At 49.3% G+C, this 14167-nt stretch carries 11 protein-coding genes; 7 read left to right on the forward strand and 4 right to left on the reverse strand.

The window, feature by feature from the left end; translation table 11 throughout:
• Positions 1-189: 189 nt before the first annotated feature.
• From pflA to ycaO, 4 genes are all read right to left on the reverse strand, one after another.
• Positions 190-930 carry a pyruvate formate lyase 1-activating protein gene (gene pflA, locus HEM79_RS00005; RefSeq protein WP_000111043.1) on the reverse strand — a complete coding sequence of 247 codons (741 nt, stop codon included), beginning with the start codon at positions 928-930 and terminating at the stop codon, positions 190-192.
• A 191-nt stretch (positions 931-1121) separates the two neighbouring features.
• Complete coding sequence (pflB, locus tag HEM79_RS00010; protein ID WP_001292807.1) at positions 1122-3404, reverse strand: formate C-acetyltransferase; 2283 nt, start codon at positions 3402-3404, stop codon at positions 1122-1124.
• A 54-nt stretch (positions 3405-3458) separates the two neighbouring features.
• Positions 3459-4316 carry a formate transporter FocA gene (gene focA / locus HEM79_RS00015; RefSeq protein WP_000642546.1) on the reverse strand — a complete coding sequence of 286 codons (858 nt, stop codon included), beginning with the start codon at positions 4314-4316 and terminating at the stop codon, positions 3459-3461.
• Positions 4317-4721: 405 nt separating this feature from the next.
• The gene (gene ycaO / locus HEM79_RS00020; RefSeq protein WP_176241284.1) at positions 4722-6482 is read right to left on the reverse strand and encodes a 30S ribosomal protein S12 methylthiotransferase accessory factor YcaO; all 1761 of its coding nucleotides are present in this window, start codon (positions 6480-6482) and stop codon (positions 4722-4724) included.
• Positions 6483-6611: 129 nt separating this feature from the next.
• Between ycaO and HEM79_RS00025 the strand changes: the two genes are divergently transcribed.
• The 7 genes from HEM79_RS00025 (at position 6612) to ihfB (ending at position 13962) form a co-directional block, all read left to right on the forward strand.
• Positions 6612-7304 carry a DUF421 domain-containing protein gene (locus HEM79_RS00025; RefSeq protein ID WP_000642858.1) on the forward strand — a complete coding sequence of 231 codons (693 nt, stop codon included), beginning with the start codon at positions 6612-6614 and terminating at the stop codon, positions 7302-7304.
• 198 nt (positions 7305-7502) lie between these two features.
• Entirely contained in the window at positions 7503-8591 is a 1089-nt protein-coding gene (gene serC, locus HEM79_RS00030; RefSeq protein ID WP_000057144.1) for a 3-phosphoserine/phosphohydroxythreonine transaminase, read from the forward strand.
• A gap of 70 nt (positions 8592-8661) precedes the next feature.
• Complete coding sequence (gene aroA, locus HEM79_RS00035) at positions 8662-9945, forward strand: 3-phosphoshikimate 1-carboxyvinyltransferase (RefSeq protein WP_176241283.1); 1284 nt, start codon at positions 8662-8664, stop codon at positions 9943-9945.
• Positions 9946-10113: 168 nt separating this feature from the next.
• Complete coding sequence (gene ycaL, locus HEM79_RS00040; RefSeq protein ID WP_001295345.1) at positions 10114-10878, forward strand: metallopeptidase YcaL; 765 nt, start codon at positions 10114-10116, stop codon at positions 10876-10878.
• Between the two features lie 172 nt (positions 10879-11050).
• Complete coding sequence (gene cmk / locus HEM79_RS00045) at positions 11051-11734, forward strand: (d)CMP kinase (RefSeq protein WP_000125014.1); 684 nt, start codon at positions 11051-11053, stop codon at positions 11732-11734.
• 110 nt (positions 11735-11844) lie between these two features.
• Positions 11845-13518, forward strand: a complete 1674-nt coding sequence (gene rpsA, locus HEM79_RS00050; RefSeq protein ID WP_000140327.1) for a 30S ribosomal protein S1 — start codon at positions 11845-11847, stop codon at positions 13516-13518.
• 159 nt (positions 13519-13677) lie between these two features.
• Positions 13678-13962: an integration host factor subunit beta gene (gene ihfB, locus HEM79_RS00055; RefSeq protein ID WP_000167336.1), complete on the forward strand. Its 285-nt coding sequence runs from the start codon at positions 13678-13680 to the stop codon at positions 13960-13962.
• The last annotated feature ends 205 nt before the right edge of the window (positions 13963-14167 follow it).

Below are 14167 nucleotides of genomic sequence, written 5' to 3' on the forward strand. Positions count from 1 at the left end.
GCAGGGCGACATGGATTTACCGCCGCAGCCGCTGATACCTTACGCCGACTGGTAACGAGGTAGAATCAGAAGGTTAAAACTCGGAAATTATATCCAGTAAATCAGCGTCGAGCATGTTCTCAACGCTGATTTACTTTTTACTACTAAAGGAAGGGGTGGCAGGTCGGAATTCAGCCTGCACATGATGTTTTAGAACATCACTTTATGACCATATTGCTCAAGAATCCCTTTCACTCGCTCCATGGTTTCTTTTTTCGGTGGTTTCACACCGTCGAGTTTGTACTCTTCGCCCATCGCCACCCACTTATGTTTGCCTAACTCATGGTAGGGGAGGAGCTCGATTTTTTCGACGTTACCCATATCGCGAGTAAATTCACCGAGGCGATGAGCTGAATCGTCATCGTCAGACCAGCCAGGTACTACGACATAACGTATCCAGACTTTCACATTTTTGTTCGCCAGATATTTAGCAAACTCGAGTGTACGATGGTTGGAAACGCCTACCAGATTCTGGTGGATTTCGTCGTTCATCTGTTTGAGATCGAGCATTACCAGGTCGGTCACTTCCAGAAGTTCATCAATTACTGGATCGTAACGACGAACAAAACCGTTAGTGTCCAGACAGGTATGAATGCCTTCTTTTTTGCAGGCGCGGAACCAGTCGCGAACGAACTCGGCTTGCAGGATTGCTTCACCACCGGATGCGGTAACGCCGCCGCCGGAAGCGTTCATAAAGTGGCGATAGGTCACCACTTCCTTCATTAAATCTTCAACGGTAACTTCTTTACCGCCATGCGTATCCCAGGTGTCGCGGTTATGACAATACAGGCAGCGCATCAGGCAGCCCTGGAAAAAGGTGATAAAGCGAATACCCGGGCCGTCTACGGTTCCACAGGATTCAAAGGAGTGAATGCGACCAATAACTGACATTGCGGTGTTTCTCCAGATGTGGCCCATCTGAGGCCGTGTTGGTGCGCAGCTCGAAGGCTACGTCGAGTCTGTTTTGGCAGTTACCTTAAAGTATAGATAGCTGACAAAAAAGGCTCTCTTGCTAAAAAAGGCCCCACTTTCGTGGAGCCTTTATTGTACGCTTTTTACTGTACGATTTCAGTCAAATCTAATTACATAGACTGAGTGAAGGTACGAGTAATAACGTCCTGCTGCTGTTCTTTAGTCAGCGAGTTGAAACGTACTGCGTAGCCAGATACACGGATGGTCAGCTGCGGATATTTTTCCGGGTTTTCCATCGCGTCGAGCAGCATTTCACGGTTCATCACGTTCACGTTCAGGTGTTGACCACCTTCGATGGACGCTTCGTGGTGGAAGTAACCATCCATCAGACCTGCCAGGTTGGTCTTACGAACTTCGTCGTCTTTACCCAGTGCGTTCGGAACGATAGAGAAGGTGTAGGAGATACCATCTTTAGCGTAGGCGAACGGCAGTTTAGCAACGGAAGTCAGAGAAGCTACAGCACCTTTCTGGTCACGACCGTGCATCGGGTTAGCACCCGGTCCGAACGGCGCGCCAGCACGACGACCGTCAGGGGTGTTACCGGTTTTCTTACCATACACAACGTTAGAAGTGATGGTCAGAACAGACTGAGTCGGGATAGCGTCACGGTAGGTGTGCAGTTTCTGAATTTTCTTCATGAAACGTTCTACCAGATCAACAGCCAGGTCATCTACACGCGGATCGTTGTTACCAAACTGCGGGTATTCGCCTTCGATTTCGAAGTCGATAGCCAGACCGTCTTCGTCACGAATCGGTTTAACTTTCGCATATTTGATTGCTGACAGGGAGTCAGCAGCAACGGACAGACCAGCGATACCACACGCCATGGTGCGGATAACGTCACGGTCGTGCAGCGCCATCAGAGATGCTTCGTAGCTGTACTTGTCGTGCATGTAGTGGATGATGTTCAGTGCAGTGATGTACTGTTTAGCCAGCCAGTCCATGAAGTGATCCATGCGTTCCATCACTTCATCGTAGTTCAGGAGATCGCCTTTGATCGGTTCAGATTTCGGACCAACCTGCATTTTCAGTTTTTCATCAACACCGCCGTTGATTGCGTACAGCATGGTTTTCGCCAGGTTTGCACGCGCACCGAAGAACTGCATTTGCTTACCAACGATCATCGGGCTTACGCAGCAAGCGATAGCGTAGTCATCGTTGTTGAAGTCCGGACGCATCAGGTCATCGTTCTCATACTGCAGAGAAGAGGTGTCGATGGACACTTTAGCGGCGAATTTCTTGAAGTTCAGCGGCAGTTTTTCAGACCACAGAATGGTCATGTTCGGTTCCGGAGACGGACCCATGGTGTACAGGGTGTTCAGGAAACGGAAGCTGTTTTTGGTAACCAGGGTACGACCGTCGAGGCCCATACCACCGATAGATTCGGTTGCCCAGATCGGGTCGCCAGAGAACAGTTCATCGTACTCCGGAGTACGCAGGAAGCGAACCATACGCAGTTTCATGACCAGGTGGTCAACCATTTCCTGCGCTTCTTGTTCGGTGATCTTGCCAGCTTTCAGGTCGCGTTCGATGTACACATCCAGGAAGGTGGAAGTACGACCGAAGGACATTGCAGCACCGTTCTGAGACTTAACAGCAGCCAGGTAGCCGAAGTAAGTCCACTGGATAGCTTCCTGAGCATTGGTAGCCGGACCAGAGATGTCGTAGCCGTATTTAGCAGCCATTTCTTTCATCTGACCCAGAGCGCGGTGCTGTTCAGCGATTTCTTCGCGCAGACGGATGGTCTGTTCCAGGTTTACGCCGTTTTCCAGATCAGCCTGCAGAGAGGTGAACTGTGCCAGTTTGTCTTTCATCAGGTAGTCGATACCGTACAGCGCAACGCGACGGTAGTCACCGATGATACGACCACGGCCATAAGCATCTGGCAGACCGGTCAGAACACCAGATTTACGGCAACGCAGGATGTCCGGAGTGTAAACGTCGAACACGCCCTGGTTGTGAGTTTTACGGTATTCAGTGAAGATTTTTTTGATCATCGGATCCAGTTCGCGGTTGTACGCTTTGCAGGAACCTTCGATCATTTTGATACCACCGAACGGGATAAGAGCACGTTTCAGCGGAGCTTCAGTCTGCAGACCAACGATTTTCTCAAGCTGCTTGTTGATGTAGCCAGCGTCGTGAGAAGTGATGGTGGAAGCAACAGCGGTGTCAAAGTCAACTGGCGCGTGAGTGCGGTTTTCCAGTTTAACGCCTTCCATTACTTTGTCCCACAGGGAAGTGGTCGCTTCAGTAGCGCCAGCCAGGAAGGACTCGTCACCCTCATACGGAGTGTAGTTTTTCTGAATGAAGTCACGGACGTTTACTTCATTCTGCCAGTCACCTTTGGTAAAACCTTCCCAGGCTGTGGCTAACTTTTCATTAAGCTCGGACATGTAACACCTACCTTCTTAAGTGGATTTTTTATTTACTGCGTACTTCGACAACCATTAATGGTGATCGTTTTCACGCAGGTAAATGACCCAGTATGTCAACCCAACCAACAAACCACCGCCGATAATATTACCGATCGTAACCGGAATCAGGTTATCAGTGATGAAGTTCATCACGGTCAGGTGAGAAAAATTTTCCGGTGCAGAACCGACAGCGGTCCAGAATTCCGGAGATGCGAAGTCGCGGATTACAATACCCATCGGGATCATAAACATGTTTGCGATACTGTGCTCAAAACCGCTGGCAACAAACATCGCGACCGGCAGCACCATGATAAACGCTTTGTCCATCAGGCTGCGGCCAGAATAGCTCATCCATACCGCCAGGCATACCATCAGGTTAGCCAGGATACCGAGGCAAACCGCCTCAATAAAAGTATGGTGCACTTTGTGGTCGGCGGTTTGTAGGACGTTAAGTCCCCATTGACCATTGGCGGTCATATACTCGCCGGAAAGCCACATTAAAAGCACAAATAACAACGCGCCGACCAGGTTGCCAAAATAGACGTTCAGCCAGTTTTTCGCCAACTGGCCCCAGGTGATGCGCCCACTCGCCTTGGCAACAACAATCAACACTGTGGAAGTAAAGAGATCGGCTCCGCAGACAACACAAAGAATCAGCCCCAGAGAGAAGCAAATGCCGCCAACCAGTTTGGCCATGCCAAAGGGCATTGTGCCTGTGCCAGTAGTTGCTGTGATATAGAAGACGAATGCGATTGAGATGAAAACACCGGCGGTAATCGCCAGATAGAAAGTCTTAAGCGGATGTTTCGTTGCTTTATAGACACCTGCCTCTTCGGCCACTTTGGCCATTGCTGCAGGAAGTAAAAGATCAAAAGGGTTGTCAGCTTTCACACTAACTCTCTCTTTATTAAGTCGGCGACGAGATACTAACAAAGCATTATAGATGAGAAATTGATATAGATCATATCTCGCCTGGCTTATAGGCCCGTAACTCGCATGGTTTTTATGCAAATACGGAGTAAATATTTGATTATCCAAATAAAAATAAATTTTAAAAATTAACAAATGAGTTGAATTTTTTCCGCATCCTCCGCTAAAACAGTTAATTAAAAGGGAGCAACAGGCAAATAAACTAACAATATCGATCGTATTTATTAAATATAAATTACCGATATTTAACCTTGTAATTACAATTATTTTATTAATGCAAATATATGTAAAGCGGGGCATTAAAAAAACGCCCCGTAATATAACTCAGCCAAATCATTAAGCCTACATTGCGTAGGCTATTTGATTTTATTTTGCCCAGAATGCCGCTTTGGCGCGCTGCAGCTTTTCGTAGGCTTTTAACAGCGACTGATGCGCCGCAAATGCGTGCAGATCGCTATCTACCGGTTCCAAGCCATAAAACGCCGCTTCGCCACTCATTGCCGCACTGGCTGCTTCTACCGCATCTGCGCCGTACATACGAACGAAGGCATTCAGATATTGCAGCGGCTGGCGATCTTCTTCCTGCGCCAGCAATAACAATGTTTGCAGGCAGCGATAATAGTTGGCGCGTTCCGGACTGAACACCGATGAGTTAAACTCCATCGTCCATTCAGTCCAGATCAGAGCTTGTTCCATATCGCCGCCAGCTAGTGCCAGCATTGCTTTTAATTCACCGATACGCAGAGTGTACCAGCCGTTATCTGGTCCGGTCGCCAGACCTAACAGCTCACGCACGCGGGTAAAGTCGTCAAAACCTTCTTCATCCAGTTGCTCGATGAGGTTCAGGTAATCTTCTTTTTCCCACTCACTGCCTGGTAACGAAAGGATCGTTTCACGTAAATGGCTGCCCATACTGTTATTTGCCAGCCACAGATCTTCCGCCGGATAAATATCGGACATACCCGGCACGATAATGCGGCAAGCATAAACGCCCAGATGCTCGTAATCGGCAATATAAACCTCTTTATCCTCTTTGTTGAAGATAGCCATCAGCGTGGCAAACTCTTCTTCAGTGGTGCCAGAGAAATTCCAGTCCACAAACGGATAATCGGCATCTTGTTTGAAAAGATCCCAGGAGATCAAACCGCTGGAATCGATAAAGTGCGTTTCGAGGTTAGTATGTTCGGCGACTTCTTCATCATCGAAGGTCGGCGGAGTAAACACATCCAGATCCTTCAGACCACGACCTTGCAGCAGCTCGGTCACAGTACGTTCCAGTGCAACGCCAAAATCAGGATGCGCGCCGAAGGAGGCAAAACAAGTGCCATTGGTCGGGTTGAACAGTACGACGCAGATCACGGGATACTGACCGCCAAGCGAGCCGTCATAAGCAAAGATTGGGAAACCTTCCGCTTCCAGTGTTTCGATCGCTTCAACTACAGCCGGATAACGTGCAAGCACATCTGCCGGGATCTCCGGCAAGCTGATGCTTTCAGCAATAATGCGGTTTTTCACGTAGCGTTCGAAAACTTCGGACAATCCCTGAACGCGCGCTTCGTTGCGGGTATTACCGGCGGACATACCGTTGGAAACGTACAGGTTACCGATAATATTCATCGGAATATAAACGGTCTGATTGTCAGACTGGCGCGTAAACGGCAGGCCACATATACCGCGATCTTCATTACCGGATTGCAGATCAATCAGCATACTGCCGGTCAGTTCATTTTCCGGGTCATAAAATGCGCGCAGACGGTCATCGAGCAGGCCTTCCGGCACATCGTCGTTTTCAGTCAGTGGAAACCATTTTTCGTTGGGATAATGCACGAACGGACCATTGGCGATAGTTTCGCCCAGCCAGAAATCAGCAAAAAAGTAGTTGGTTGAGAGACGCTCGAAATATTCGCCCAGGGCAGAAGCCAGCGCCGCTTTTTTGGTTGCGCCTTTACCGTTGGTAAAACACAGTGCGCACTCTTTGTCGCGAATATGTACAGACCAGACGTTAGGCACCGGATTCAGCCAGGAAGCTTCTTCAATCTGAAAACCGAGGTCGGAGAGTTTTTGCTGGAAGCGAGCGATGGAATCTTCCAGGGCGGCATCTTTGCCGGGGATAAATGTTTGTGTCATGAAAATCACTTTAGTCGTACGGAAAGCGCGCAATAATACGGGTTTTATCTCAAAGGCGCTATCACCGCCGCCACGCCGGTGAACTGTTGACTATGCTTTTAGCGGATAAATTACGATAAGAGCATAAAAATGAAGGCGTTCGATCTCCACCGTATGGCATTCGATAAAGTGCCGCTGGATTTTCTTGGCGAAGTCGCTCTACGGAGCCTCTATACCTTTGTTCTGGTCTTTCTGTTTCTAAAAATGACAGGAAGGCGTGGCGTGCGGCAAATGTCGCTATTTGAAGTGTTAATCATTCTGACGCTGGGGTCAGCTGCAGGGGATGTGGCGTTTTACGACGATGTGCCGATGATCCCGGTGCTTATCGTCTTCATTACCCTGGCGTTGTTATACCGCCTGGTGATGTGGCTGATGGCACACAGTGAGAAACTGGAAGATCTGCTGGAAGGCAAGCCGGTTGTCATTATTGAAGATGGCGAACTGGCCTGGTCGAAACTCAATAACTCCAACATGACGGAATTTGAGTTTTTTATGGAGCTGCGACTGCGTGGTGTGGAACAACTTGGACAGGTACGCCTGGCTATTCTTGAAACCAACGGTGAAATCAGCGTCTATTTCTTTGAAGATGACAAGGTGAAGCCGGGGTTACTTATTTTACCCAGTGATTGTACCCAGCGTTATAAAGTGGTGCCGGAGTCGGCGGACTATGCCTGTATCCGTTGCAGTGAAATCATTCACATGAACGCGGGTGAAAAACAATTATGTCCGCGTTGTGCAAATCCAGAATGGACGAAGGCAAGTCGGGTAAAACGGGTGACCTGACAGCAAAAACATCGGTTTTTTGACAATGATTCGAGATTTTATATTGTGTGACGCGTGCCGCATTTTTGCGCGCAACGGTTTTACCCATTGCGATGCGTGTCACTGAATGATAAAACCGATAGCCACAGGAATAACGTATTATCTGCGGTCGCAATCGATTGACCGGGGGTTAATAGCAACGCAACGTGGTGAGGGGAAATGGCTCAAATCTTCAATTTTAGTTCTGGTCCGGCAATGTTACCGGCAGAGGTGCTTAAACAGGCTCAACAGGAACTGCGCGACTGGAACGGTCTTGGCACGTCGGTGATGGAAGTGAGCCACCGTGGCAAAGAGTTCATTCAGGTTGCAGAGGAAGCCGAGAAGGATTTTCGCGATCTTCTTAACGTCCCCTCCAACTACAAAGTATTATTCTGCCACGGCGGCGGTCGCGGTCAGTTTGCTGCTGTACCACTGAATATTCTCGGTGATAAAACCACAGCAGATTATGTTGATGCCGGCTACTGGGCGGCAAGCGCCATCAAAGAAGCGAAAAAATACTGCACGCCAAATGTGTTTGACGCCAAAGTGACTGTTGATGGCCTGCGCGCGGTTAAGCCAATGCGTGAATGGCAACTCTCTGATAATGCTGCTTATATGCATTACTGCCCGAATGAAACCATCGACGGTATCGCCATCGACGAAACGCCAGACTTCGGTAAAGATGTGGTGGTCGCTGCCGACTTCTCTTCAACGATTCTTTCCCGTCCGATTGATGTCAGCCGTTACGGCGTGATTTACGCAGGTGCGCAGAAAAATATCGGCCCAGCTGGCCTGACGATCGTTATTGTTCGCGAAGATTTGCTGGGTAAAGCAAATATCGCCTGCCCGTCGATTCTGGATTATTCCATCCTCAACGATAACGACTCCATGTTTAACACACCGCCTACGTTTGCCTGGTACTTATCTGGCCTGGTCTTCAAATGGCTAAAAGCGAACGGTGGTGTGGCTGCAATGGATAATATCAATCAGCAAAAAGCAGAACTGCTGTATGGCGTGATTGATAACAGCGATTTCTACCGTAATGATGTGGCGAAAGCTAACCGTTCGCGGATGAACGTGCCGTTCCAGTTGGCGGACAGTGCGCTCGACAAATTGTTCCTTGAAGAGTCTTTTGCGGCTGGCCTTCATGCGCTGAAAGGTCATCGTGTGGTCGGCGGAATGCGCGCGTCTATTTATAACGCGATGCCGCTGGAAGGCGTTAAAGCTCTGACAGACTTCATGGTTGAGTTCGAACGCCGTCACGGCTAATGCCGAAATTTTGCTTAATCCCCACAGCCAGCCTGTGGGGTTTTTATTTCTGTTGTAGAGAGTTGAGTTCATGGAATCCCTGACGTTACACCCCATCGCCCGTGTCGATGGCACTATTAATCTGCCTGGTTCCAAGAGCGTTTCTAACCGCGCTTTATTGCTGGCGGCATTAGCACACGGCAAAACAGTATTAACCAATCTGCTGGATAGCGATGATGTTCGTCATATGCTGAATGCGTTGCAGGCATTGGGGGTGAGCTATACGCTTTCTGCCGATCGTACGCGCTGCGAAATCATCGGTAACGGCGGTCCATTACATGCGGAAAATGCGCTGGAGTTGTTCCTTGGTAATGCGGGAACAGCGATGCGTCCGCTGGCGGCAGCACTTTGTCTGGGAAGCAATGATATTGTCCTGACTGGTGAGCCTCGTATGAAAGAGCGCCCGATCGGTCATCTGGTGGATGCGCTGCTCCAGGGCGGGGCGAAAATTACTTACCTGGAACAAGAAAATTACCCACCGCTACGTTTACAGGGTGGTTTTGTGGGGGGCAATGTAGAAGTTGATGGCTCCGTTTCCAGCCAGTTCCTCACCGCACTGTTAATGACCGCGCCGCTTGCGCCGGAAGATACGGTTATTCGTATTAAAGGTGAACTGGTTTCTAAACCTTATATCGACATCACGCTCAATCTGATGAAGACGTTTGGTGTTGAAATTGAAAATCAGCACTATCAACAATTTGTCGTAAAAGGCGGGCAGTCTTATCAGTCACCGGGGACTTATTTGGTAGAAGGCGATGCCTCTTCTGCGTCTTACTTCCTTGCCGCAGCAGCGATCAAAGGTGGCACCGTAAAAGTGACCGGCATTGGACGCAACAGTATGCAGGGTGATATTCGCTTTGCTGATGTGCTGGAAAAAATGGGGGCGGCCATTAGTTGGGGCGATGATTATATTTCCTGCACTCGTGGTGAACTGAACGCTATCGATATGGATATGAACCATATTCCCGATGCGGCGATGACTATCGCGACGGCGGCGCTGTTTGCAAAAGGCACCACAACGCTGCGTAATATTTATAACTGGCGCGTTAAAGAGACGGATCGTCTTTTTGCGATGGCGACTGAACTGCGAAAAGTGGGGGCTGAAGTGGAAGAGGGGTATGATTTCATTCGCATTACGCCGCCGGAAAAACTGAACTTTGCCGAGATCGCCACTTATAACGATCACCGCATGGCGATGTGTTTCTCGCTGGTGGCCTTGTCAGATACGCCGGTGACGATTCTTGACCCAAAATGTACGGCCAAAACATTTCCGGATTATTTCGAGCAACTGGCGCGGATTAGCCAGGCAGCCTGAATGAAGAACGGGCAATAAATAGCCAAATCTTTCTTTATCAAAACGTCGGCACATTGTCGGCGTTTTTTTTCGGACATTGTGAACCATTTTTATTGATGGTAGCGTTAACTGTCAATGTAAGTTGTTGATACATAATATTTATATATGATTAATCAACGGATGATTCACATGAAGAATACTAAATTACTGCTGGCGATTGCGACCTCTGCAGCATTACTGACAGGGTGTCAAAATACCCACGGTATTGATACCAATATGGCTATCAGCTCCGGTTTAAATGCATATAAAGCAGCAACGTTAAGCGATGCCGATGCAAAAGCGATTGCCAATCAGGGCTGTGCCGAAATGGACAGCGGCAATCAAGTCGCAAGTAAATCCAGCAAGTACGGTAAACGTCTGGCAAAAATCGCCAAAGCATTGGGTAACAATATTAACGGCACGCCGGTCAACTATAAGGTTTATATGACCAGCGACGTCAACGCATGGGCGATGGCGAACGGCTGTGTTCGTGTATACAGTGGCCTGATGGACATGATGAACGACAACGAAATTGAAGGGGTTCTGGGTCATGAACTGGGGCACGTTGCGTTGGGTCACTCGCTGGCTGAAATGAAAGCCTCTTATGCGATCGTTGCCGCACGTGATGCTATTTCCGCCACCAGCGGTGTTGCTTCCCAGCTTTCCCGTTCACAATTAGGTGATATCGCAGAAGGCGCTATCAATGCTAAATACTCCCGCGATAAAGAGTCTGAAGCAGATGATTTCTCCTTTGATCTGCTGAAGAAACGTGGCATCAGCACCCAGGGACTGGTCGGTAGCTTTGAAAAACTGGCTAGCCTGGATGGCGGTCGTACTCAGTCCATGTTTGACTCTCACCCACCATCAACAGAGCGTGCGCAGCACATCCGTGATCGTATCGCCTCTGGTAAGTAAATCATTGTCATCTTTCGGGCTGGTCTTCTGCCAGCCCGCTATAATTGCGCAATAAATCCCCATCTGAATACAGACAAAACTGGTTTTTGCACACAACGTTAACGATTTGTGGCGCCGACGCGTATAATGCGCGCGGTTATGTTAACGGTACGCCTGTTTTAAGGAGATAAAGATGACGGCAATTGCCCCGGTTATTACCATTGATGGCCCAAGCGGTGCAGGGAAAGGCACCTTGTGTAAGGCTATGGCGGAAGCGTTACAATGGCATCTGCTGGACTCGGGTGCAATTTATCGCGTACTGGCGCTGGCGGCATTACATCACCATGTTGATGTGGCGTCAGAAGACGCTCTGGTGCCGCTGGCATCCCACCTGGACGTACGTTTTGTGTCGACCAATGGTAATCTGGAAGTGATCCTCGAAGGGGAAGATGTCAGCGGTGAAATTCGTACTCAGGAAGTGGCGAATGCCGCTTCACAAGTTGCCGCATTTCCTCGTGTTCGTGAAGCATTATTGCGTCGCCAACGTGCGTTTCGTGAATTGCCAGGCCTGATTGCCGATGGCCGCGACATGGGAACAGTGGTATTCCCTGATGCGCCAGTGAAAATTTTCCTTGACGCCTCTTCGGAAGAACGTGCGCATCGCCGAATGCTACAGTTGCAGGAGAAGGGCTTTAGTGTTAACTTTGAACGCCTTTTGGCCGAGATCAAAGAACGCGATGACCGCGATCGTAATCGTGCGGTAGCGCCTCTGGTTCCGGCAGCCGATGCTTTAGTGTTGGATTCCACCACCTTAAGCATTGAGCAAGTAATTGAAAAAGCGTTACACTACGCGCGCCAAAAATTGGCTCTCGCATAAGCGACCGAATTTGCAGTACCCCCGTTGCAATGGAATGACAGCGGGTATGTTAAACAACCCCATCCGGCACGGAGCCAGGTGGACGTTAAATATAAACCTGAAGATTAAACATGACTGAATCTTTTGCTCAACTCTTTGAAGAGTCCTTAAAAGAAATCGAAACCCGCCCGGGTTCTATCGTTCGTGGCGTTGTTGTTGCTATCGACAAAGACGTAGTACTGGTTGACGCTGGTCTGAAATCTGAGTCTGCCATCCCGGCTGAGCAGTTCAAAAACGCCCAGGGCGAGCTGGAAATCCAGGTAGGTGACGAAGTTGACGTTGCTCTGGACGCAGTAGAAGACGGCTTCGGTGAAACTCTGCTGTCCCGTGAGAAAGCTAAACGTCACGAAGCCTGGATCACGCTGGAAAAAGCTTACGAAGATGCTGAAACTGTTACCGGTGTTATCAACGGCAAAGTTAAGGGCGGCTTCACTGTTGAGCTGAACGGTATTCGTGCGTTCCTGCCAGGTTCTCTGGTAGACGTTCGTCCGGTGCGTGACACTCTGCACCTGGAAGGCAAAGAGCTTGAATTCAAAGTAATCAAGCTGGATCAGAAGCGCAACAACGTTGTTGTTTCTCGTCGTGCCGTTATCGAATCCGAAAACAGCGCAGAGCGCGATCAGCTGCTGGAAAACCTGCAGGAAGGCATGGAAGTTAAAGGTATCGTTAAGAACCTCACTGACTACGGTGCATTCGTTGATCTGGGCGGCGTTGACGGCCTGCTGCACATCACTGACATGGCCTGGAAACGCGTTAAGCATCCGAGCGAAATCGTCAACGTGGGCGACGAAATCACTGTTAAAGTGCTGAAGTTCGACCGCGAACGTACCCGTGTATCCCTGGGCCTGAAACAGCTGGGCGAAGATCCGTGGGTAGCTATCGCTAAACGTTATCCGGAAGGTACTAAACTGACTGGTCGCGTGACCAACCTGACCGACTACGGCTGCTTCGTTGAAATCGAAGAAGGCGTTGAAGGCCTGGTACACGTTTCCGAAATGGATTGGACCAACAAAAACATCCACCCGTCCAAAGTTGTTAACGTTGGCGATGTAGTGGAAGTTATGGTTCTGGATATCGACGAAGAACGTCGTCGTATCTCCCTGGGTCTGAAACAGTGCAAAGCTAACCCGTGGCAGCAGTTCGCGGAAACCCACAACAAGGGCGACCGTGTTGAAGGTAAAATCAAGTCTATCACTGACTTTGGTATCTTCATCGGCCTGGACGGCGGCATCGATGGCCTGGTTCACCTGTCTGACATCTCCTGGAACGTTGCAGGCGAAGAAGCAGTTCGTGAATACAAAAAAGGCGACGAAATCGCTGCAGTTGTTCTGCAGGTTGACGCAGAACGTGAACGTATCTCCCTGGGCGTTAAACAGCTCGCAGAAGATCCGTTCAACAACTGGGTTGCTCTGAACAAGAAAGGCGCTATCGTAACTGGTAAAGTAACTGCAGTTGACGCTAAAGGCGCAACCGTAGAACTGGCTGACGGCGTTGAAGGTTACCTGCGTGCTTCTGAAGCATCCCGTGACCGCGTTGAAGACGCTACCCTGGTTCTGAGCGTTGGCGACGAAGTTGAAGCTAAATTCACCGGCGTTGATCGTAAAAACCGCGCAATCAGCCTGTCTGTTCGTGCGAAAGACGAAGCTGACGAGAAAGATGCAATCGCAACTGTTAACAAACAGGAAGATGCAAACTTCTCCAACAACGCAATGGCTGAAGCTTTCAAAGCAGCTAAAGGCGAGTAATTCTCTGACTCTTCGGGATTTTTATTCCGAAGTTTGTTGAGTTTACTTGACAGATTGCAGGTTTCGTCCTGTAATCAAGCACTAAGGGCGGCTACGGCCGCCCTTAATCAATGCAGCAACAGCAGCCGCTTAATTTGCCTTTAAGGAACCGGAGGAATCATGACCAAGTCAGAATTGATAGAAAGACTTGCCACCCAGCAATCGCACATTCCCGCTAAGACGGTTGAAGATGCAGTAAAAGAGATGCTGGAGCATATGGCCTCGACTCTTGCGCAGGGCGAGCGTATTGAAATCCGCGGTTTCGGCAGTTTCTCTTTGCACTACCGCGCACCACGTACCGGACGTAATCCGAAGACTGGCGATAAAGTAGAACTGGAAGGAAAATACGTTCCTCACTTTAAACCAGGAAAAGAACTGCGCGATCGCGCCAATATTTACGGTTAAGTTTTCACTCAAACTTGAACGCGAGAAAAGCACCTGTCGGGTGCTTTTTTCATTTCTGCAATCTGGAACTGGAAGCTGCCTCGCAGAGTTTTGTGTAGCTTTCACCTTCCCGTTAAATTCTTCTGAACCCGTCTCGGGGAACGCAAAACTCCCGCCAGACAACCGTTCAACAAAGTTGCACACTTTCCGAAAACAGGGAGGGGTG

Source organism: Escherichia sp. 93.0816 (genome assembly GCF_013368855.2).
Classification (GTDB): domain Bacteria; phylum Pseudomonadota; class Gammaproteobacteria; order Enterobacterales; family Enterobacteriaceae; genus Escherichia; species Escherichia ruysiae.

What these genes read in the sequence shown, in the direction of transcription:
- aroA (WP_176241283.1), top strand. Translation starts at nt 8,662, where the DNA reads ATGGAATCCCTGACGTTACACCCCATCGCCCGTGTCGATGGCACTATT.
- ihfB (WP_000167336.1), top strand. Translation starts at nt 13,678, where the DNA reads ATGACCAAGTCAGAATTGATAGAAAGACTTGCCACCCAGCAATCGCAC.
- ycaO (WP_176241284.1), bottom strand. Translation starts at nt 6,482, where the DNA reads ATGACACAAACATTTATCCCCGGCAAAGATGCCGCCCTGGAAGATTCC.
- cmk (WP_000125014.1), top strand. Translation starts at nt 11,051, where the DNA reads ATGACGGCAATTGCCCCGGTTATTACCATTGATGGCCCAAGCGGTGCA.
- ycaL (WP_001295345.1), top strand. Translation starts at nt 10,114, where the DNA reads ATGAAGAATACTAAATTACTGCTGGCGATTGCGACCTCTGCAGCATTA.
- pflB (WP_001292807.1), bottom strand. Translation starts at nt 3,404, where the DNA reads ATGTCCGAGCTTAATGAAAAGTTAGCCACAGCCTGGGAAGGTTTTACC.
- HEM79_RS00025 (WP_000642858.1), top strand. Translation starts at nt 6,612, where the DNA reads ATGAAGGCGTTCGATCTCCACCGTATGGCATTCGATAAAGTGCCGCTG.
- pflA (WP_000111043.1), bottom strand. Translation starts at nt 930, where the DNA reads ATGTCAGTTATTGGTCGCATTCACTCCTTTGAATCCTGTGGAACCGTA.
- serC (WP_000057144.1), top strand. Translation starts at nt 7,503, where the DNA reads ATGGCTCAAATCTTCAATTTTAGTTCTGGTCCGGCAATGTTACCGGCA.
- rpsA (WP_000140327.1), top strand. Translation starts at nt 11,845, where the DNA reads ATGACTGAATCTTTTGCTCAACTCTTTGAAGAGTCCTTAAAAGAAATC.